This window comes from Pseudobacteroides cellulosolvens ATCC 35603 = DSM 2933 (assembly GCF_001262605.1).
GTDB classification, from domain to species: Bacteria; Bacillota; Clostridia; order Acetivibrionales; family DSM-2933; genus Pseudobacteroides; species Pseudobacteroides cellulosolvens.
Genome location: NZ_LGTC01000001.1, coordinates 2,351,606 through 2,377,582 on the forward strand (window position 1 = coordinate 2,351,606; position 25,977 = coordinate 2,377,582).

Genomic DNA, 25,977 nt, shown 5'->3' on the forward strand with positions numbered 1-25,977 from the left:
TAACTTTCAAGCGGCCCTGCTACAGCTGGCGTACTTATGGTATCATAACTTCCAAACCCTATTGGTATTGATAAATTCATTGGAACACTATTATTTTTTCTTGGAGTATAGATCATCTTTAAAACAATTGACGAATTGTTACTAGCATCTGATTTACTACCTTTTTCATCATAATTTTCTATTGGTCCAAGAACTTTAAAACATAATTCCCTGTTGCTATCAAGGTAAAAAGGTTCAGTACCATAGACCCCTTTACCATATTGGATTTTTATAGGCTCCCCATCTCCTATTTCTATCCTTTTTGGGTCTTTTAAATGATTAATCAAATTAGAATATGAACTTGAATACTTATCAAAATTCGTGACATTAGGTATTAGTACATGTTTTGCCTTTAACTTTCTATCTCCAGGTTCATTAACATTCAGTCTTGTGTTAAGGTAGTTATAGTGGTCTAAGTCTGGGTGAGTGATTACCAGATACTCAAATTCATTTATACTTTCTATTTCCTTGAATAATTTATTGATATTTTTTCGTGCTATTGTTTGGCTTGTTCCAGAGCCTGCATCAATAAGCATTTTTTTGCTCGTGTTGTTAATTTCATCTATATCCGTTTCAATCAATATGCAATCACCATCTTTAACATCATACATAGTGACTTTTGCAACAGTCTTATTATTAGATTCATCGATTATTTTTGTTACAATCTTCCCGTTAAGCGATGTTGCATAGATATGATCACCATATTTCAAATCAGCACTTTTTGCTTTGTCCTCAAGCAAAACACCATATCCTGGTTCTGTAATACCTGCCAGCTTATTTGCTTCCTTTGTCACTTTATCCAGTTCGTTTATTACTCCTTCAAACCCCTTAATATCCTTTTCTCCATCAGGATATCCGGTGATTTCAGCTTGTTGAGCCTTATGATAATCTTTATCTCCTGGTGTTGACAGTAGTGCTTCTTTTGGCATTACACTATTTAAAAATGGCTGAGTTGAGGAAGTAGAGCTTCCATGATGTGATACCTTTAATATATCACTCTTTAATATTCCAGTACCACTAAACATCTTGTACATTAAATTTTCTTCTTTATCTTGCGAATCACCTTCGAAGAGTATTGAAACTTCCTTTAAGCCTTTTCTTTCTTCTTCCTCCTCTTTCTTCTCTTCTTTGTTAGTTTGCTCCAATTCAGTCTGTGTTTCAGTTTCAGGATGAGTAAGACTATACTCAGTCTCATTCTTCATAGCATCAATATTATTACAGTTTTTCTTATATTCGTTTGCTATATTAGTGATATCTTTTGCACAAGTATATAAACCTATAACACTTTGAATAGCCGTAATAATATTAGCTGTTGTTTCGAGAAAATTTGCCCCTGCTCTTTTTGTCTCCTCAAAATTATCTACTTCCTCCTGAGGCCTAATTAAACCATCCTCGGCTTTTCTCTGGTTTTCCATAGTTATGTATAACTCATCTAAAAGAATGTCAATTTGTCCCATTCTATTTCTCAAACTGGTTTCTATCTCTGATAACTTACTTTCTCCTACTTCCAGATCATGTAGATATTTTGTTATTAATCTCTCATTATAAGCGATTCTTTCATTGATTTCTGTAGCTGTATACATTGGCTTTTCAAGTGTTAATGTTCCGCCATCTGGTCTGCCATTACCTACTGGTCTTGAATTGCTATCATAATCATAATTTCTCAGTTGCTCCTTGTATTCATTTATTAATTCTCTCGTTAAAGCTATTTCTTTATTTATATCACTTATACCTTGTTCATAATATCTCATCAGTGCAGTATCATCTTGTATTGACTTTTGTATATCAGTTATTTTCGCTTTCAACTTATTAGCCGTTTCATCGTGATACTCCTTAATTCTATAATTCAATTCTTCAAAGCTGTTGTTAAATTCATTAATTAATTGCGAAGTACCAAAAATCACCTGTCCCCAAGCTGCAAATTTATTTAATTTGTCAATGAACTTAGATAGCAATCCAACTGATCTATTATTTGCAATTCCTTGAGCAATTTTTGAAGTATTAACTTTACCACTAGCTATCCTCTTAGTAGCAGATACAGCAATATCTTTCAAACTTAAGTAAAGGCTAATGCTATTAAACATGATACCAAAACCATCATTTAAAATATCAAGAATTGCTGATAATTTTCTATTATCATCCAAATCATTTGCAAACTCAAGTGCATCTGCAAAAGGTCTTGCCAAATCATTTTGTGTCTTATCCAAAAGATTTGACATGTTCTTTTTAAGTCTGCCAAGTTCTGATTCTATTTTGTTAAAATCACTACTATCAGTAACCTTATTAAACGCAAGCGGCGTCAGTACAACTTTTCCAGATGAACTTTCAGATATTACTCCAAAAGTTGTGCTTAATCCTATATCCACCGCTTTTGATGAGTAAATCTTATATTTACCAGAAACCGTAGCTCCAGGCAATATATCGCCAAACTCTAGGTATGACAAATCTGAAATCCATGGACCATTTTCAACTTGCCCTGCAAGTATCTTTATACTTTCTGAGCTTCTTATTGTAGGAGGCATCAATTTTAATCCCTTAGCCTTACCTAATCCAGCATTAGTAGCTTTTACAGTTATTTCAAAAATATTATCTGATAACCTTTTAGTCTCATAGCTTAGATAAATCTTTGCAGGTGGCTCTATCTCAACACCCTTTGGTTTTGTAAAGCCTGAATATGTTTTTCCGCCCTTATTAAAATTATACTTTATATAAACATACGTCTTGTCCATTTTGCTGGCTGTATCTTCATAATCCTCTGAAAGTGGCTTTCTCTGTATTTTAAAATTTATAACTTCTTTACCACCCGGTGCTACGGTATCAGCATATACAACAGCCCCTCCAGTTCCCGAACCTGAAATATTAAATTTGTCATTTAATATTTTTCCACCTTCAGGTAACCTTCCTTCACTATCAAGCTCCATGTCTGTAACAATTAATTCTACCTCAGCATCTTCCAATTCTTCGATAGGAGAAGGATTATACAATGTGAAGCTTGCATTTGAAACCTCATCAGCCAGTATAGCATCCTGATTAAAGTCGAAGCTTCCCAGAGCCTCACCAGTTTCTTCAATCTGATTGTCAATTTTTGTACCAATCTTAGTCATGAAGTTATTACTAAACTCCATACGAGGATAAATTTCTCGTTCATCCTTTGAATATCTTGCAGGTACAAATGCAGATGGCACTTTGGTATTCATTTCATCATAAGGGTTTCCATAATCTCCAAAGGTACTAACCGGTGTAAAATGAATCCTAACAGGTACTGTAGTAGTTATTTCCTCCATCTCTCCAAGCCAGTTAACTACCTCACCTTTAATCCTTAATTCCATGTCATAATAAGTTCTCTTATTGCCAATCTTAGATATTCTGTTATCCGGCATTTTTACAGTACCGTCTGAACCAGCTATTATCTTAATGGTATAAACTTTTGTTTTTGGCTCATAAACTTCCATCTGAACCGACTTGGAATATGTATTAGCACTGGTAAACCAGCTATTAATCTTATCTTCTGTCATTCCTTCTGGTGCTGCAAATGTGTACACATCTTTATCTACAGTTGGCTCTAACGCTAAATCATCAAACAAACTCTTATCATCAATCCTAATCTTGAAATCTTTTACTTCATTGCTTGAAATATCTCCAAGGTTTATTGACTTAGTTGTATTTACCTTAGTCTGTCCAATATTTAAATATACTCCGGTTTCAGGCAGCTTTGTATCGATGTTAATAAGCTCCGCCTGCACATTATAAACCGAACCAAATACTGACGGATTTTTTACTGAAACAAATTGGAATGTGTTTAATAACATATCTGAATAATACAACTCATAACCAGGAAAATCTGTAACAAGGCTTGGATTTTTATAATCAAAATTAAGCCTGTTATCCATTATTATGTTGGGTTCTAACCCTTTATTTGTATCAGTCTCCTTTACGTCTTCGATTGTTTCCATGTTCCAATCAAGCATAAATGGCATCATTTCCATAATATGCTTTTGCGGAATCATATCAATTACTGCTGGCACATCTATACTTTTTTCTAGCGGTTTGAATCCGTTTGCTTCTGCATGGAGTGTATATACTCCTTGAGGTATATTCTCAAATTTGAAAGTTGATTTTTCAAGCTTAGATCCTTCATAGACAGAAGACTTTTCAGGAATATTACCTTCATTTGCCATAGGCCCTATAAGTTGTAGTTTTACATCTTTAACTGGAATTGAATCCTCATCTACAAGCTGGATAAGCACAGTACCTACTTTAGAATATCCAACATTTATACTTATTGGTACTTTATACTCTCCTGCATTTGAAGTTATATTTATATAATCATCATACTGTCCAGGACGAACATACTCATTAGGCATGATATTTACAAAGATCGTAGCCCTTGCATTTGAAGCTTTAAATGATTTTACCTTGCTTATAGGCTCAACCAAATCAGTCCCAGTCAGAGTTAAATAAACCCAAGGTAGCTTTGATGGTGGATTAACCTTTATATCTTTTATTGGTGTATTTCCTGCATTCATTATATTGATAAATTGTGTAGCCTCTTCTCCAGGCCTTACAGATGTTATTATTTGAGTTTTACTTTGGCCTGTTTCTTCTTCACTTGTAAATTGGCCATTAACATTAATTCTATATTCAGCTTTAGCTTCACTAATATTGACTTTTATACTTGACTCTGAATAATAGCCTTCTTTAGTTCCCACCTTGAATCTGATATACTTACCATTAAATGATGCATTTTGTGGAATGTGTACCTTAACTTTAAAGTCTGCTGATTGTCCTGCAGCCAAGAAAGTTGGTACAGTTCCTACATACTCTACCGTATACCCCTCTGTGTTTGATCCAAGTAGCTTTGAAACATTAATATCATTAGCATCAATCGTTCCTACATTTATTAGATTTACAGAAAGCTCTAAATCATTACCAGCTACTGAGTATACAGATTTGGTAATAGACAATACCACACCTTCTACATAAAACACAGTAGATTCACTCTTCTTTGTTGCACCATTGACAACTGCAGTAGATGTTACACTGTAAGAACCGCCACAATAGCTCGGTAATTTAAGTTCAGCAGTGTATGTACCGTTTGTACCAGTTTTTGCTTCTAATTTCCATTCCTCTTCTCCTACAATAGAAATCTTCACAGCAGCACTTTCAATTGGTGTTACACCATCACCCTTTGTTACCTTGCCTGTTATAATAATAGGTTGACCTACATCATAAGTTTGTTTGCTGCAAGCTACATTTATTTTATAATCATCAATTACAGTAAATTGTTTATAAACAGACTTGCTTACACTTAACTGTTCAGCTTTAAAGAATACCGTGAAACTTCCTTTTGGTAAATTGAGATTTTCTGGTGTTACACCTTTTATTGTGTACTTTCCATCTTCCAAAGTATAGCTCATCTGCTTTATGCATACAGAATTTCCAACTGGCATGCCTTGATCATCTACATTACCGTTGTAGATATAAACTGCTGCTGTAACACTATCTTTAGGCTCAAGCTGCATCCATGGAGCATCTGTAGAATTAATCTTTAATCCTAAATTCATTGCTTCTTTTAAAGTATAAACAGGTTTAATCTCTGGAGTCAAATTCAATTCTGCTTTTACTTTAAAGTCAGATTGCAACTTTGAATGACTGCGATCTCTTAAATATAACGCATTTTTAGAGTCAGCATAAACTGTCTGGTGGTATATATTTGTAGGTGTATAATTTGCATTCCAAACAATACTTTCAGTTATTACCTGACCAGGTGCCATTCCTCCCTTAACCTCAAATTTACCTGCCAGCTTGTCATTAACATACAAGCTATTTTCGAATGGTTTATTTACAGCTGCATCCCCGATATTTTTAATTGTTATTTTTGAAGTAATCACATCTCCAAAAGATGGAACCTCATTATCCGAACTATTTTCTATGCTTACTACCTCTATATCTGGTAAACATACTTTAAGAGTCTGATTTAACAAATATTCACTGGTATTATTATCTTCACCGTTTATGGACATACTTGCTGCATTTCCATCTTGAATAATCTGACTTTCTGAGTTTTCAAGCATAAACGCGTATTCTTTAAGTTCCTTATCCGGCCCTGATACTTCAGGAATATCACATCCTTCATCAGCTACAACCTTAATTTTTTGTATACCTTCTATTGGTTTGTCCCAAGATACCGATACATTGGCTCTATTAGCCTTTTCTAATGTTTTTATTTTTCCACAGCCTATATAGCGGTCGTCTGCATAAAAGCTTATCTTAAACTCCTTATTAATATCCGCATAGCCGTTATTTACAATTGTAGCACTTAACACAATTGGTTGTCCTGATGCAATAAGGTTCATATCAGAAGGCACTTTTATTGATTCTACTGCAATGTCTGGATATAAAATATTTAAATCTCCTGTTGAAACCTCACATGCATTATCTTCTTCATTAGTCTCAGCTATATGGGATAAAGGCCCATCCGCGACAACTTTAATCTTATGAACACCTTTACCTTTTACTTTCCAATCAAAATATACCTCTGTTGAATTACCAACTAAAAGATTAGCTACTTCTTTTGATTCAATAAACTCTCCATCAGCATATAGTGCAACACTAAAATTGTCAGCTGATTTTGTACCATTATTTTTTATGTTAGCTTTAACATTAACTGATTGGTTCCAGCCCATATATCTGCCTGTACAATCTAGTCGAACATCAGTTGTTACAAAATTCGGGAAGTTTGTTTCGCCAATTCCCAAAATCATACTCTTGCTATTGTTATCAAAATCAGCCTCGTCTACAGAATGTCCCATATCATTTGCAGCAACTGTAAGTGTATGGCCTCCGCTCTGACAAACCCATTCAAAAGTTACATTTTTTGATGTATGGGGAGTAATATAATCTGTAACTCTAATAAAGTTCTGATACTTTTCATCAACATAGAAGCATACCAAAAATGGGTTCTTCGTCGAAGCATCCTTTTGGTTGTATACAGAAGCAGTAACAGTTATCTTTTCACCAGGTAATGGATTCTCTTTGCTTAATTTTAATCCGCTAATTACTAGGTCAGGCCTTGTTTCCCTGACTTCGATAACCACTGTATCACTAGAAGTTGAATTATTGCTATCTATAGCAGTTAACTTAACCTGGTATGTTCCCGAATCTTTGTAAATATGGTTAGGTGTTACACCATGACCCGACTCTCCATCTCCAAATTCCCATATTAGATTCTGTATATATCCATCCCTGTCATATGACTTAGAGCCATCAAAATGAGCAGGCTTCATCACATCAACCTTGAAAGATGGCCCTGCATCAGCTTCTGGAATATAATTGACCTTTAGAGGTGCCTCAAGTCTGGAGTTCTTTCCATCACTTCCGCTTATCTTTGCAATTATCTTATAGGTACCGCCTAGTTTGGGTGTCCATTCTTTATAAACAAACTTTGAACAAAGAGGATCAATATTTGCAAAAGCAGTTTCACCTATTCTTTCTTCAGTCAAACCACCATTTCTTAAAGCAAAGAATTCCACTTTGCCGCTTTCTCTAACCATTCCTGTATTTATTACTTTTACCCTTAACTTTGTTGTATTTGAGTCGCTAAGAACATAGCCATCCTTCAATTCATCAGGGTAATGTCCAATATCGTAATAAACATCATACTTTTTAGGATCTCCTTCAGGCTGCCATTGATAAGCAATTTGTGAGTAACCTAAGTCACTTAGCTCAGCACCTGATGTAAAATCAACACTGTATGTAGCTTTTACATACTTTCCACCAATAACTGGTATTTCATCAATTATATATATATTCCCATAACTCTTCCAACTGTTGTATCCGCTTAAGGCAGCATCTGACTGTCCATATACCGATCTGGTAACAGAATGGATACTCCAAAGTGAATTAGGATCTTTAAGCATCAGAACCTGATAACGTGGAGCCCCTTCACTCGAAGGATCTTCTTCCGGAGTCGGCACATCAAGCTTTAATATTGGACTTATTTCGTCTGGCTGTTTAATTACATGTAAATCCTTTGGTACATAAATCGGAAGCCTCATTCCGGTTTTTAAGTTCAGCAGATAACTTGGAATACCATTCTCCTTGGCATCAATTAATGCCATACTGTTCTCGTCAGTGACACCTTCATATGTATTTACAACGTTATCCTTTCCGATAATTTCAGTTGTGACTTCAATGATTAATGGATTAAGTTTCACACCTTTATAGTCCTGATGATTAAGGGTTGCTTTAAAATCAATAAATTTACCTTCTAAAGGCTCTTCATCTTCACGTTCCTCATTCATAACCCATTTAACAATCCAGTATCCTGAGACCTTACTATGTGGTTCTATATTACCCAATGTCAATTTAAAGGTATTATCCTTTTTACTCCCAAAGGAAGTACCAACTATTTCAAACCCCTTAACCAATTCAGATTGTGTTGCAGACACATTAAGCTGACCTGATTCAATTGTAAGATTATTTGCAGTACCATCACCAATATTTTCTGCAATTACTCCAAGTCTGAAAGGTTGATTTGCTTTAATCTTCCCAGGAATGTAGTAACTTAGCTTAATTTTAGGCTGTGGTAAAATCTGTATTGGCTCTCCCTTTGTCTGAGTCTCAATGTAAACACCATTTAGGAAGTAGGATATTACAGCTTTTGCATAGTAGGTTTTTCCTGCTTTATCTGTACCACCTAATCCATCGCCAGGTATTATTTGCCATTTTGCAGTCATACTCTTACCAGAAGCAAGTGAACTGCTGCCATCAGTAGAGCTCATACCGCTTAACTCAATAGGGACAAGATAGTTTTTATTTGTTACATCCTTACCGTCCTCGTCAGTTACAACTACCCTGACAGACATGTTTTGAAGGGATTGTGCCATATAACCATTACTTACCTTGAGGGTAGCATCAAAAGCTTGTCTTTCTAATGAGGCAGTTTGGTTTAATTTCAGAGTAATTACTTCATTAGATCCTGCATTACTCTTAGGTATTCCTCCACCGCCTCCAAAAAGATCCATCTCGCCAGATAAATCGCCGTCTCCCTCGGGCATGCTAATGTCTTCTTTTACTTCACTACCATTTGGCAATTTTACAGTCGTCTTAACAACAGTATCACTTGGATTATAAAAAGGAATTACACCTGTTACTTCTGCTGGTGGATCCATTGGTAATCCAGTATCATCATCATATTTAACAAAATTTCCATGAAGTATTAATCCATTTAGTGGGATCTTAGTGCCAGGCTTAACACCTGGTTTTAGATTATATGCTCCTGGTTGGATCAAAAGTTTAACCTTAGCAGTGCCATGAGCAGGCAATTCTCCTATATATCCTCCACCTACAATGCTTATACCTGTGTCTGTAGCGTTTTCTCTTGTTATGCTTGCAACAACATCAGTAATATTTATTAGTCCAGTATTTACAATAGTTGCTTCCGCGTACATAGGTCCTGTAACCTGCTTTGGTATTGTTACCCATGGTATAACAGAACATATTTCAGGGTCGGGAATGTTTGGTACAAAAGTAAGTTCCATTGTAATATCATATTTGTCCACTATTGTAGTAGGTTTAACTATCCATTGAATATTTATTGGTTCACTTGTCAAAGTAATATTTACAACTGCAGCATCTGTGTTTGGCATTACATTCGTAGTGCCTGTAATACTCCTCCGACCGCTAGCACTTACATAATATGTATATTCTCCCAAAGGTTTATCACTAAAAGCAACTACACCTTCATTATTGGTTTTTCCAATAAAGTTGCTGTAGTAAGTTATTGTCTCGTCTCCCTTTTGTTGAACAAGTGGTAACTTACCTATTATAGTTACTTCTGCATCTCTTACCTTGGCACCTGCGTTATCCATTACCAGGAATGAAATAGAACCTGTGTTGCTGGAACATACTTCCGCACCTACTGTTAGGATTGTACTGTATTTACCGTCTGTAATTCGTAGTTCATCCTGATATTGTCCTAATGGAGTACCTTCTAGTGGAGCTAATTCTAACTCAAAGGTTGTAGATTCTCCGGGAACAAGCTTATCTTTTCCAAGGTTTATTGCCTTGATCCAGTTTATCCTGGAAAGACCTTCCAACCTAATATCGGACATAGTCCCAAGGCCTTTATTTGTCAATGTAATTAGTTTTGTCATACTGTTCCCAGGATTAATTCCTACCTTTACAAATTTAGGATCTGTAACTGGCTGTGGAATTGCTGGTCTTAAATTAAGCTTGATATGTGAAACTGCATTAGCAACCTTGCCTGAACTGCTAAATTTCACATCAAACTCTGCTGTATCTTCAGCATCTAGTGGTGCACTGAAGTTTACAACAACTGTAGATGACTGACCTGGTCCTAAAGTTGATTTAAGTGTTGATGAATCAATAACAGCTTTAACTTTTGTATTTTGATTTAATGGCACAATTATCGCACTAATGCCTGTTAATATGTTATCACCACTGTCTGCGGCATTTTTCACTGTAATAACTTTTGAGAATATTGAGTTTTTAGATGCAGTTAAATTAATACTTGATGGAGTAGCTGCAAGACCAAGAACGTTAAAATCGGTTTTTGCCATGCTTCCAAAAAGACTCTTGTACGGGCTCACATTAACATGCCATAACCCCGCTTGACCCATTCCAGGTGTAAACTCATATTGGAAGTGTCCATTAGCATCTGTTTTTAATGGGACAAGAATTTCTTCCTTCCATGGCTTAAGAGGGTCGCCTGTTTCAGGTTCAAGTTGTAAATCTAAAAGTATACTGGATCTAGCAAATGGAGTATTATTGACATCTTTTAATCTGAAATCACCCGTTATTACGACCTTGTTCCAAAGCTGATATATCTCCCTATCGGTATCAACATTAGCGTTTATATCCTGAACTATACAAATATTACAAGTTTCTGAAACTGTCTGATATTTATCACCTGCAGATAATTTCAAAATATAATTTCCTGTACCAATGGTATTTATTGGTATCTGACCACTAAAAGTTCCAGAGGCCCTATTAAAGCCGATCGCACCTTTTACTATGGATGCTTCACCCTTAGATATCTCATAGGATGCAGTAATATCGCTTTCGGGTCCTAAAAGCTTGGTGCTGCTTGCTTTCTTAACAGCAGCACTTACAGGAATATAACCTTTTGTACTAGAAAACATTACCGCCAAAGTTGTATCATCCTGATCTTCTTTCGAAGGATGGAAATCTGCTATTAATGTATCTGCAATGGTAAATTTATTAGACCATACACGATTTGTTAAATCCAGAGCTTCGTCTTTTATTTCATTTTTAGGATCGATAACTATCTTGAATGTCCGTTGTCCTACACCATTAACTTTATATGAAATTGGAAGATGAACAGTACTGTTACCTCTTAAACCTTCAAGGGTTTTACTTGCTACTTGCTTATCATCCATAAGTAATACAACATTAAAGCTCTTAAATATTGATGCAACACTTGAATTACTTACAGCCACATCAAATACAACATCATCACCAAATTTCATATCTACCTTTGATAATGTTACATTAGATACCTTTAATTCAGGATAGATAACCTTAATACTGTCGGTTTCCTTTTCTACGAAAACATCATAAATACTATCAGTTACAGATCGTTCTCTATCAGTTATAACTTTAACATTATGCTTACCTGGCTGAACCTGCCACCTTGCTCTAACTTCAAACTCTTCTCCAATTGACAATTTATCTATTGTAATTGTCTTAATAACGCTGTTATCCACCAGGTATTCTACCTTAAAAGGATGTGTTATACCTACATTACCCTTATTCCTTACCTTTGATGTAAACATAAATGACATTCCCTCAGCAAGGGTTGTTTCCTTTGGCAGCCAATCAAGGCCTGTAATTTCCAATTCGGGATATATAACATTAAATGCAGGAGTTGTAATAGATAATTGGTTATCATCCCTGTTCTTTTCAATTAATGTTGGCACAGGATCATCAGCCTTAACCGAAATCAGGTGACTCCCAGACATAGGTTTAGCAATAAATGTCACGGTCTGGCTGGCTCCTGGAGCTAGTAAACTAATATTCTGTTTTGCAATCCATTTTCCATCTACATATAAGGAAACAAAAAACATTTCCGCATTTGCATTTCCGTTATTCTTAATTAATGCAGAGTATTTAAATGGATCTTCACTTTTTAATTGAACTGTATTCACAGGGTCAATCGTGATCCCTTCAACTTTAACATCTGGGAAATTAACCTGCAGAGTTGTCATAGCTTTTGTCAGGCTATTATTTGTTTTATTTATTTCTTTTAGATTATCAAGCAAGTCATTTGCTACAGCTTTAACTATGTGTATGCCTGGCGTTGCTACCCATGTGAAGGTTACTTCTTTAATCCCACCTACCGGTATGCTGTCTGCAACTCTAGTATAGCCTACATATTTGTTATCAATATAGAAGCCAACTAAAAATCCTAAACTGCTGTTTCCTTTACCTGTATTTTTAACTAAAGCTTTTATATTTACAGCATCCTTCTCTGTTGGATTTTCAGGAGACCAAACTATATCGCTTACGATTAGATCCGGTCTGTTATCATATACATTTACAGTTACTGATGCCTTTGTCTCCGCTTTGCTGTTATCGATTGTTTTTAATGATATACTATAATTACCTGGTGTCTGGAAAATATGAGTTATTTCTGCTCCCTCTTTTTTAGTTCCATCACCTAAATCCCATTGATAAGCTGCTATATTTCCGTCCGAATCCCCTGACGCCTTTCCACTTAATATAAAAGTATCTCCTGACGGTATTATAGTATTCGTTGTGCTTATTATAGCTGTTGGTGCTTTATTTATTACACTTACTATGTACTTTTCATTATTTGCTGTAGTATCTTCTTTCGATTGATCTGTAGTCCGTACAACAACCTTCAAATTCAAATTATTGGGTATATCTAATGGAGGTATCCAAGAAATAGCAGCATTAGAGCTTCCCAATCCAGTAACCTGAATATTTGCTGTTCCTATGCTTTTGAAACTTCCACCCTGTTCCATAAAGAAATCAACCGTACCAGATGCCTTACCTACATTAATATTATTAACTGTTGCAGTAATTGTAAGACCATGACTATATGTAGGTATCTCAGGAGTTAACTTTATACTTGATAATGATAAATCACTTATCCATGTTGGAGCTTTTGAAGCTAAAGTGCATTGTTCGCTTATATTCCCAGCAATATCAACTGCTTTAACTATGAAGTAATATGTCTTTTCATTGGTAAGGCCACTAACTTTATATGATAGTCCACTAGTTGTTCCCACCTTAACATATCCAGTATCATTTTTGTCTGACACATAGATTTCATATTCATCTACATCATCCGAAATGCTTTTTACCCAATTTAAAATAATCTCTCCACCACATTTAGTATCAGTAGCCGTAAGAGAAAGAGGAGCATTTGGTGCAAACTTATCTAGAATATATCTTTTAACTAATTGGTTTTTTATATTACCTTTATTTATAGCTGTTACCCTTACTGCATATGTACCGCTAACCAATGCTGATGCATTCCAAGTGAAGCTGGATAGAAAACCTTCTTGACTCCAATTGGTATTAACAGGCGTTTTACCGTCTATCATTTGATCAATTATTTCGTCGTAATTATCCCCTTTAAAAACTGGATTCAAATCATTTCCAATCAGGTTCCATGTTTCGCTACCTGTTAGTATACTATCTGGGTCTACACCAAGGTAAGCATATTCATATTGAAGTGTTACGCCAACTTCATCACCAACAAGTGTCTGTAGATTTAATTGACCATTTGTTTTGGATAATTCACCAGGTTTCATTGCAATAATATTTGGGCTGGATGTTTCTTGTAGGGATTTATACTTAAGAGTTTCAGAAATAGGATTATCAGATGAATAATCTTTAGTATAATCACTTACAAGTCCAAGATCATTAACACAAGCCAGTCTGTAATAATATTCTTTCTGTGGATCCACCATTGAATCTATATACATGTTTGCTGATGTCTTAGCTAAAACAGTAGTCCATGTTCCGCTCTTTCCTTCTTTTCTTTGAATGGTATAGTGATCGAAATCAGCTCTTTCTACTGGATTCCAGCTTAATATCAATTTCCATTCATCAGCATCAACTCTTAATCCCGAGGGAGCTTTTGGCGGATTATTGGCAATTGTATATAGATGTACTTTTTCTCCAACATTTCCTGAATTATCTGAAGCAGTAACCTTCACTTCATAATTACCATCAGGATAAACGCGAGTATTATCTGTTTTAAGCTCTGTTGTTTTCCATGTGAAAGTAACATCTCCTGTAGAATTTGTAATAGAAGAAATTTTAAGCCAATTTCCTTCACCAATAGGTTTATTCAAATCATCTAGCATTCTATATTGAACAGTATATTCCTTAATAGCAACATTGTCCTTTGCATGGAATAATAGCTGTGACGTACCCCTAATAACACCGCCATCAACAGGATTAAACTTGTCTATAACAGGTGCTGTAATATCTAGCCCCGGTCTAACAGTTACAATGTTTGACTTGATACTTTCATTTCCAAGGTTGTCTAGAGTAGTTATGTAATAATAGCTCTCCTTGTCTGTCGGTGCATAGTAATCTGCATAAACATTAGCGTCTGTTCCATAGATATAGCTATAATTAATACCATCACTGCTTCTGTAAATCTTATATTGATAAAAGTCTTGAACTTGTGTTATTTGATTTATAACAAGATTTACCTTAAGCTCAGAAGAGTTTGCAGATAACTGAGGCACTGGTGGTGCAGTATTATCTATGGTATAGTTTACCAAAGCTTCAGATTGGTTATTTGAAGTATCCTTTGCAGTCACCTTAACCTGATAGTTTCCATCTGCTGCCAAACCCTTAGTACTCCATGTTATTGTTCCAGTCGAACTACTTCCTATATAATTCCACTTATCAGAACTATAATAATAAAACTCAATAGAAGCTACTTTAATATCATCAGTAACAACTACACTAAGCTTTATGTCTTTATTGATTCTACTGTAGTTATCAGGAATGAATCTTTTTATTTCAGGTGGTTGTTTATCTGCATAAATCAATACCCCATAACTGCCTGTACCAGTGCTTTGTATGTGTTTAACAAAAAGATAATAAGTCTTGCCTGCTTCCAATCTATATGGAATGTTAAAATTATGTCCATCAGTTCCATTATCATTTGAGGTTTTAAATACTTTACCATAGTCATATAAAAATCCAACAGTGTCTAGATTTCCTGTACTCTTTATATAATAATCGGATGTAGCATCTGGAATAAAACTGTAGACATCTACATCCCCCATGCTTTCAATTGCTTGAATATACTCATTTCCTATTATTATATTCTTAGCAACTGTAAAATCATTGCCGACATCATCTACACCTTTGTGAATTGACAAATTATATGTGCCAACTGCTGAAAAATCACAATCTTCAATACTATTTACAGCCAGCTTCAGATAGTAGTACTGATTTTGTGTTAAAGTTACATGAATGCTATTTACAGAACCAGAATATATTAAATTCTTTTGATAATCGTATAATGATGCAATAAGGTTTACATTTCCAGAATAATCAAATAAATAGTGACCAGTTGTAGTTGGCTTAAATTTAAACAAATCAGTGTCGCATAAATAATCGATTTTCCCAGATACAGAAGAATCTATAAGTAATTCTCCTGCCAAGTCGTAAGTATTACCAAAATCGTCCTGGGCTTTCCTTAAATCCAATTGATACTTTCCAGTAGCAGCATTATTATAACTTTTTACTTCTATATAATATGTTTTATTTGCATCCAAATAAGGTGTTGTGTAAAAATTATCTCCCAATCCTGAATTATCATTAGAACCAATTCTTATAAAGCTTTCATTATAAATAGCTCCAAATGTATTGGTAGATCCTGTAGTCTGTATGAGATAAATACCCGCTCCCTGATCAGTTGTAAACTTAAAGAAGTCTGTATCCTCAGGATAATTAATTTCTCCATCTTTTAATACGCCAGTTAAGATGTCTGTTGCGGTTGAAAAGGCATTACCATGATCATCAGTTATATTCCCTGATAATGATACCTTAAAAGTATAGGCTCCCGATCCGTTTTCAAAGTCATTATGCCTGATCTTTAAATAATAATATCTATTAGTCTTTAATGTCTGAATAATAGAAAGGTTAGAGTTTTCATTGCTACTGTTAAACCCTATCAAATTTCCTGCACTGTCATACAACTCTCCATAAAGACTTAATGCACCATTGCTGGAGATTGTATACAAACCTTCGGAAGGCACTGTAAATTTGACCCAGTCAATATCACCTGTATAATTTATCTTACCAGTAACATCAGAATTAGCCTGAACCGTATTAGCACTTGCCAATTGATTTGAATAGTCATCTGAATCTTTGTAAATTCTAAATCTATAATTCCCTATGACACTGCTGCTACTATGATATACTCTCAGGTAGTAAACAGTATTTGCACTGAGGCTGTATGTAAATTTAAAATTATTGTTACCTCCACTGTTATAATCATATGCCTTCTGCTGCTGAGCCTGATCATATAAGAACCCCTCAACATTAGTTGTTCCGTCACTTTCAAAGGTATATGTTCCTGGGTCTGTAACAGTAAACTTTATATAATCGTTATCTCCCCAGAAATCTATTGAACCTGGTAGCTCCCTTCCAGCAGATATAAGTGTGGCATTAGCAAAAGAATCTCCATAATCATCAACCACCGGTGAAATATATAGAGTATATTTCCCAACTCCTTCAGAATCAAGATCACTGCTATTCTGATGCCTTACATTTATATAGTAGGCTTGGTTTGCTGTAAGTCTGTAGCTTATTCCAAAATTTAAGTCTCCGTCAGCGTAATTGCTACTACTACCTAAGCTGCTACCACTGCTATTTTCCAAATAACCATATGTATCAGTTGTTCCTATGGTCCTTATAAAATAAGGCCCAGTCACCGAAGGAATAAATTTAAACACATCAATATCACAAGTATAATTGATTTCTCCAGAATAATATACATTATCATATACTGCTGATGATACAGTTCTTTCGTTCATGTAATCATCAGTTAATTCTGTTACTTTTACACTATAGGTGCCAATTGATGATTCACTGTTATTCGATAATTTTATATAATAGTCCTTACTTGTATTTAAATACTTAATCATATACAAGTTATTTGACTTACCAGAATAGTTATCACTAGCCAAAAGCGTATTTTTATCATCATACAACCAGCCATCAACATTAGAGCTTCCTGTACTCTCAACGCCATAATATCCAGACCTAGAAGGTGTAAATTTGAAGAAATCAATATCCCTTCCTGTTTCAATATTTCCTGCTACTTCCTGATCAACTTGGATAAAGGTTGCACTTGCTGGTGCATTCCCATGATCGTCAGTTCCTGGCATGATTTTATATGAATATGTACCAGTCCCAGGATTATCTTTATCAATACCATTATTGTGGCGTATATTTAAACAATAAGTAGTGTTTGCATCAAGAGTTACTAATATATAAAAGTTTTTATCAAAGTTGCTAATGTCATTTCTCAAATAACAGGATACGCTATTACCTGCAATATTTGTTAAATAACATGATACATCTGTTGTTCCAGAGCTTTGGATAATATATGGTCCGGTCACCTGAGGTATAAACTTGAATACATCATTATCTCCAGTGTAGTTTATTTCGGCATTTACATCACTTTCCACACTTACAAGTGAAGCATTTGCATATTCATTTCTGTGATCATCATTTAAAGAAGATACTCTTACTTTGAACGGTCCTACTCCATTGGAAGAATTGTGGATAACCCTAACATAATAAATCTTATTTGACTCAAGGTAACTTATTATATAGAAGTTATTATTACTTCCATAATAGCCATCACTTGCTATAAGGCCATTCTGATTATTGTACAACCACCCATCAACATCCGTAGTTCCTGAACTTTCGATACTATAATAACCATTAGTAGATGGCACAAATGTGAAATAATCAATATCACCTGCTGCTTCTATGCTACCGTCAATATCCGCACCAATACTAATACTAGTTGCAGTTGCACTGGTATTACCATGATCGTCTGTTCCAGCCATAACCTTTATAGAATATGTTCCGGTACCCAGATTATCCTTATCTATTCCATTGTTATGACGCACATAAACGCAGTATGTCTTTCCAGCTTCAAGAGTTGCAACTATTTTGAAATTCTTATCAGTAGTACTTATATTCTGCTGTGTGCTCGCAGATATTCCGCCTCCTGTTGCATTTGTCAATGATCCAACCAAATCTGTTGTTCCAGAGCTTTGAATAACATATGGACCAGCAGATTGTGTAGTAAATTTAAATATATCACAATCTCCAATATAATTTATATCACCAACAGCTGAATTTCCCAATGCTATTTGAGTTGCATTTTCATATTCATTTCTATGCTCATCACTTAGAGCAGTTACTTTTACAATATATTCACCTATACCTGAACCAGAATTATGAGCGACCCTTAAATAATAAGTTTTGTTTGCCTCAAGGTAACTTATTATATAGAAGTTACTACCAATACCATAATAACCATCACTACCTATATTGTTATTCTGATCATTATACAGCCATCCGTCTACATCTGTACTCCCAGAACTTTCAAAACTATAGTACCCACTAGTATTGGGCACAATCTTAAAGTAATCTACATCTGATGCTGTTTCAATATTTCCGGCTACATCTTGTCCAATATTTATACTTGTTGCATTTCCAATACTGTTACCATGCTCATCCTTCCCAGTCATAACCTTTAAAGAATATGCCCCAGTACCCGGATTATCCTTGTCTCCTCCATTGTTATGGTATACATATACACAGTATGTCTTTCCAGCTTCAAGAGTTGCAAGCATCTTAAAGTTTTTATCAGCGGTACTTATATTCTGCTGAGTATATGTATTAACGCTATTTCCTGTTGCATTTGTTAGCCGACCTATTAAATCTGTAGATCCTGCACTTTGAATCGCATAGGGACCAGCATCCTGTGCATTAAACTTAAATATATCACAATCTCCTGAATAGTCTATTTCACCATCGGTTTCACTTCCTACTGTAACAAGAGTAGCATTTTCATATTCATTCCTATGATCATCAGTCAATAATGTTATTTTAGTTGCATATGAGCCAATACCAGAGCCAGAGGTATGCCAAACTCTTAGATAATATGTTTTATTTGCCTCTAAATAACTTATTACATGAAAATTACTCCCAACCCCATAATAACCATCACTTCCTATTGAAACATTCTTATCCTTATATATCCCTCCATCTACATCTGTAGAACCCGTACTCTCAGCACCATAATATCCTGATACCGATGGTATAAACATGAAATAATCTACATCACCTGCGGTTTCAATATTTCCTTGAACATCCTGTCCAATTTCAATACTAGTTGCAGAATCCGAACTATTACCATGATCATCTGTTCCTGCAGCTATTTTCAAGGAATAAACCCCAGTACCTGGATTGTCTATATCCGATCCATTATTATGTCGTATAAAAACACAATAGGTTTTATTAGCCTCAAGAGTAGCAATGATCTTAAAGTTTTTATCTGTAGTACTTATATTTTGTTGAGTGTTAGCTGATATGTTTGTTCCTGTTGCATTTGTCAATGTACCTACCAAGTCAGTTGTTCCAGAGCTTTGAATTATGCAAGGACCTGATGCTATAGTAGTAAACTTATAAATATCAATATCACCTGTATAGTTTATCTCACCATTGATATCACTTCCAACGCTTGTTAAAGTAGCATTTTCATATTCATTCCTATGATCATCTAAGAGTGCCGTTACTTTAACTGCGTATGAGCCTATACTGGAACTTGTATTGTGTGCAATCCTAAGATAATAGTTCTTCCCTGATTCCAAATAACTAATAGTACGAAAGTTATTTCCTATGCCATAATAACCATCACTACTTATACTGTTATTCTGATCATTATACAATATACCATCAACATCAGTAGTTCCAGTACTTTCAAAAGCAAAGTAACCTGAAGTTGAAGGAACAAATTTAAAGAAATCGATATCTCCAGCAGTTTCTATGCTTCCTGCCATTTCTTCACCAACTTGGAGCATAGATGCTGAATCAATATTATTGCCATGATCATCTGTACCAATTGAAACCTTTATTGTGTATGCCCCTGTTCCAGGATTATCCTTATCACCTCCGTTATTATGACGAACGTTTATGCAATAAGTCTTATTTGCTTCAAGTGTTGCAATCATTTTAAAGTTCTTATCTGTACTGCTTATATCTTGTTTGGTATTGGTAGAAACACCAGAAGTTCCTGTTGAATTTGTTAAAGAAGCATATAAATCTGTAGTTCCAGCACTTATAATTTCATAAGGACCAGTAACTTGGGGAGTAAACCTGAATATATCAACATCTCCAGTATAATTGATTTCGCCATTTATATCACTCCCAATTGTAATAGGTGTTGAAAAGTCATATTCATTTCTATGATCATCTGTAAGTGCTGATACTTTAACCCCATATTCACCAATACTTGAGGATGACTCATGTGTAACCTTCAAGTAATAGATTTTACCAGAAGTCAAATAACTTATTATATAAAAGTTACTTCCTATACTATAGTTACTATTATTACCTAATTGTACATTCTGATCGTTATATAATATACCTTGCACATTTGTGGTTCCTGTACTTTCAAAACCATAATATCCGGTTGTTGTTGGTACAAATTTAAAATAATCCTGATCTTGAGCCGTTTCAATATTACCGTTAAACTCTTGACCTTGCAATAGGTTTGAGGTTGTAGTTGAGGAGCTATTTCCGTGATCATCTATTCCTGACATTACCTTTAATGTATAAGCACCTGTTAATGAGCTATCTTTGTCAGTGCTATTGTGCCTTACATATACAAGATAGGAAGTATTTGCTGCTAAAGTAACCTTCATTCTGAAATTCTTGTCAGTAGTACTTATATCTGAAGTATGATTAGTTGTTAATGCATTTCCGCTAGTATTGGTCAAATTACCATATAAATCATTTGCTCCTGTACTTTCAATTATGTAAGGACCTTCTTTGGAAGTGGTAAATCTGAAGTAGTCTATATCACAAGGGTAGTTTAAAACCCCGCTAGTCTCACTATCGACATTTATTAATTTCGCTGAATCAAATTCATTTCTATAATCATCAGCTAATTCGGTCACTTTTACTCCATACGCTCCTGTAGCATTTGAACTGTTGTGCGAAACTTTTAAATAATATGTCTTATTTACATCTAAATAGCAGACCATATAAAAGTTGTAACCAGTTCCTGTATCTCCATCATTTTTTATTTCAGTATTAAACTCACTGTATAAAAATCCACTAACATTTGTGGTACCAGTACTTTCTATGCAATAATAACCTGAGGTACCAGGAACAAACTTAAAATAATCAACATCTCCGGCTTTCTCAATACTGCCTGATCTTTCCTGTCCAATTTGAAGTAAGGTAGCAGTACTTATATCATTTGCGTGATCATCTCCCCCTGCCTGAGTAGGGTTTATCATTGTACGAGTAGGAGTTGGGGTTGGGGTTGGTGTCGGAAGTACTGCCGTAGGCGTATTAGTAGATGTAGCTGATTCTGTCACTGCAGCAGCGTACGCCGATATCCCTGCATTAAGAACCTTTGCTGAAGTAGGTACCACTGTGACCACACCAGTTGTGGTTGGCTTAGATGCTGGAGTTGAGGTTAGTTTTGAAGTTGGAGTTACATTGGGAGATGTGTTATAAACATCTTCAATTACACTTTGAGTTGCCAGTGGGCTATTTACTACTTCCTTAAGATTGCTTGAAACAGAAAGGGTTCCATTTGCAAAAGCAGCCGCATAAGAAGGAAAAAATTGGTTAAACAAAAATAACAACATTAAAACATAACTAAATAATGCTTTGACTGATCTGTTCATATTAATTCCCCTTTAAATAATTTAATGTAATAAACTTCTTATAAAAATCTATATTTAAAATCAAAATTGATTTAGATAAAGAATAATAAATTTACTCTAACCATTTTTAACTTTACAAATTAATAGTTCTTTTTACGACTATATTTATTAATTTCTTGTATGGATCTATACTTTTTTTAATATTTCGTCAGGATATGTCAATATATTCCTCCTCATTATGTATTAGCATATCATCATTATCCACAGCTAGTCAATTATGTTTAAGTTTTTTAATAAATTATTTATATTTCTTATAAATAATTTAACAATTTATATACTTATTTCAATATCCTACAGCATTTCACATTAAACCAACAGTAAAAAAAACACTCTAGAACTTGTATAAACATTTGCAAAATGATCGAAATACGGACCATTTCACAATTGTAATAAGGTCTAAAGTGTTTTTTATTTGTTAATAAAATTACATGTTTAAATGTTTAAGTTAAAACATTACTGTTAAAGAATACACTCCTGTTCCAGGAGCATCTTTATCTCCCCCATTATTGTGCCTTACCAACACACAGTAGGTCTTATTTGCTTCTAAAGTTGCTGTAATTCTAAAGTTTTTATCTGTGCTACTTATGTTATTTTGTATTGTGGCAGAAACAGAACTTCCCGCAGCGTTTGTAAGGGTCCCAATCAAATCTGTTGTACCTGAGCTCTGAATAACATAGGTCCCTGATGATTGTGTTGTAAATCTTAAGACATCAATGTCACCTGTATAATTTATTTCTCCATTTGCTTGACTACCAATAACTACAGAACTAGCATTCTCAAATTCATTTCTATAGTCATCTGCAAGGGATGTTACTTTTATAACATATGTACCGATACCCGAGCTTAAACTATGAGCTACTCTTAAATAATATGTTTTGTTTGCTTCTAAATACTTTATTATGCTAAAGTTATTACCTATACCATAACTGCTATCACTTGCTATTACAGTATTCAGGTAGTCATACAACCAGCCATCGACATTTGTACTTCCAGTACTCTCAAATCCGTAATAGCCTGAAGCATTTGGTACAAACTTAAAATAATCAATGTCCCCTCCTGTTTCAATGTTTCCTTGCGTATCTTGACCAATTTCAAAATAGGTAGCTGACATAATGCTATTTCCATGGTCATCTGATCCATTACTAACTGATAAAGAATATCTGCCAGTTCCCGGATTATCTCTATCTCCTCCATTATTGTGTCTTACCTGTACATAATATGTCTTGTTTGCTTCTAACGTAACAGCTATTTTAAAATTTTTATCTGTGCTGTTTATATCATTTTGTATATACGCAGATATAGAACTTCCTACTGTATTAGTAATGCTACCTGTCAAATTTGTTGTTCCTGAGCTTTGTATTATGTAAGGTCCTGTAACCTGTGTAGTAAATTTAAATATATCAAAATCGCCTACATAATTTATTTCTCCATTTGTTTGACTGCCAATAACAACAGAACTAGCATTTTCAAATTCATTTCTATAGTCATCCATTAGGGATGTTACTTTTATACCATATACACCAATACCTGAGCTTAAATAGTGTATAACTCTCAAATAATAAGTTTTATTAGATTCCAAATACTTTACTATATCGAAGTTATTACCAATACCATAACTACTATCGCTCGCTATTAATGAGTTTAGACTGTCATATAGCCGCCCCTCCACATCTGTGCTTCCTGAACTCTCAAATGCATAATAGCCTGAAGTGCCTGGCACAAACTTAAAATAATCAATATCTCCTCCAGTTTCAATGTTTCCTGGTATCTCTTGATTTAAAATCAGGTTGGTGGACAAAGCTGAGTTATTTCCGTGATCATCAACTCCAGTAATAACTTTTAAAGTATATGCTCCAATACCTGTTGCATCTTTATCAACACTATTATGTCTAACATAAACATTGTAAATTGTATTTGCAGCTAAGGTAACTTTTATTCTAAAGTTTTTGTCAATACTGCTTATATCATTAGCATAATAAGTAGGAACAGAACTTCCGCTCACATTGGTTAGACTACCATATAAGTCAATTAGACCTGTACTTTCTATTATATATGGCCCTGCATTTATAGTGGTAAACTTGAAGCAATCAATATCGCACGGATAATCCAAATTCCCACTTGTCTCATTATCTACAGGAACCACTCCTCCTAAATTAGGCTCATTCCTGTAATCATCAGGTAATTGTGTTAATTTAATTCCGTATGCTCCTGTTCCGCTATAACTATAATTGGAAGCTCTTACATAATAACATTTATTTGACTCTAAATAACAAGCCATATAAAAATTACTTCCATATCCTGAGTCATTATCGCTTTTTATATTATTGTTTATATCATTGAATAAACCTCCTACAACATTCGTACTACCAGTACTTTCGATACTGTAATAACCTGATAAGCTAGGTATGAATTTAAAATAATCTACATCTCCTGCAGCATCGATCATACCTTCTATTTCTTGACCAATTTGTATTAGTGTTGCTGTGCTGGTATCGTTTCCATGATCATCAACATATGCAAATACACTGTTGCTAGAAATAAACGACTGATTAAATAAAAATAATAATAAATAAATTAGCAATAATTTAGGTTTCCTATTCATTTAGATGCTCCTTTTAATTCTAATTTTGATGTTTATTCATTTTCACAAATATACCACATACATACATTTCATGTCAATTACCCCATATATTATTAATTATAAACATCAAAATCAAGTAGTATTTTAAACCTAATACTATACCCTCGTAGCTTTTAAAATTTCATAATACAGTCTATCTTATCGGGTTCAATGTTGGCATAGGCCTTTTTATGTAACCGTCAATTATACTTTTTATTTTTTCATCCTTTGCAATTCCCTCATCAGAATAAAGCTTTCCATTATAGCTATCAAGAACCCACTCATTACCCTGACGCTTAAAGTTCAAATCCAATCTCCCCAAATGATTCGTATCTTCTCCACCGGCTTGGATAATGGGAATACCGTTAGTATCTATCGGCTTAAAGGTAGTCATATGGTCATGTCCGCTTATTACAGCTGACACATCCTTTATTTTTTTATTGATACTCATTCCCGCATGAGATAGCACAATCTGTATATCGGAATTACTCTTAACCTCAGGCAACAGCTCTTTGACAACCATAAGGCCTGACATAAAATTCTTGTTAACGGTCATTTCAAGCTTCTCCTCCTGTGGACTTGTAGATGTAATACCTATAATACCCACTTTCATACCGTTTACATTTACAATAGTATACGGCTTAATACCTTCCATGTAATTATCTGTATTCTTTAATTTTACATTTCCACAAAGTATGGGAAACTTAGCCCATTTAACCAAATCCGAAATTTGACTGTCACTTTCCTGGAGAGTACCGCTGTTTTTCTTTGATTTTTTGCTCCCCGGAACCTTAAATTCATTATTCCCAAGCACCATGGCATTATATCCCATTTGATTTAGCAGATCAATCTCAATTTTTCCTTGATAATTCTCATATTTCCCACGCTTGAAAAGATCGCCTGCATCAAGTAGAATAACATTTTTCTGCTCATTGCGTACCTGTTTTATTATAGTTGCGTATCCTGGCATCGTTTCAAAGTGTCCATGAATATCATTAGTACTTAATACAGTCAGTGAATACTCGTCCTTATTTATAATTCCTGTATCCGCAGTTTTTTTGTTAGGACCATTAGTTGGTTCTATTATCGGCTGGCTGGTTGGATTGAGTGTTTGCCCGGTTGGATTAAATGTAGTGTTTGTAGTTGGACTATTTACAGGGATTTTGGTATTTCCAGAATTACACGATGTAAGTGCTAATGGCAAAATTAAAATTATAATCAATATAAAATTTAAATAGCTTACTTTTAATTGTTTACCCATCAATTCTCCTCCATATTCTTGCTGTCAGT

The 25,977-nt window shown here is 34.6% G+C and carries 3 protein-coding genes (1 of these 3 running past the window's edge); all 3 read right to left on the reverse strand.

All coding sequences use genetic code 11. From position 1 onward, the window contains the following. Positions 1–22,028 carry the 5' portion of a fibronectin type III domain-containing protein gene (locus tag Bccel_RS09475; protein ID WP_050753324.1) on the reverse strand. 12,661 nt of this gene lie to the left of the window's left edge, so only the first 22,028 of its 34,689 coding nucleotides appear in the window; the start codon lies at positions 22,026–22,028; the stop codon falls past the left edge of the window. A gap of 484 nt (positions 22,029–22,512) precedes the next feature. Beyond that, positions 22,513–24,669, reverse strand: coding sequence for a hypothetical protein (locus Bccel_RS09480; RefSeq protein ID WP_036946808.1), 2,157 nt, complete (start codon positions 24,667–24,669; stop codon positions 22,513–22,515). A 172-nt stretch (positions 24,670–24,841) separates the two neighbouring features. After that, positions 24,842–25,948: a bifunctional metallophosphatase/5'-nucleotidase gene (locus tag Bccel_RS09485; protein ID WP_036946811.1), complete on the reverse strand. Its 1,107-nt coding sequence runs from the start codon at positions 25,946–25,948 to the stop codon at positions 24,842–24,844. Between the last annotated feature and the right edge of the window lie 29 nt (positions 25,949–25,977).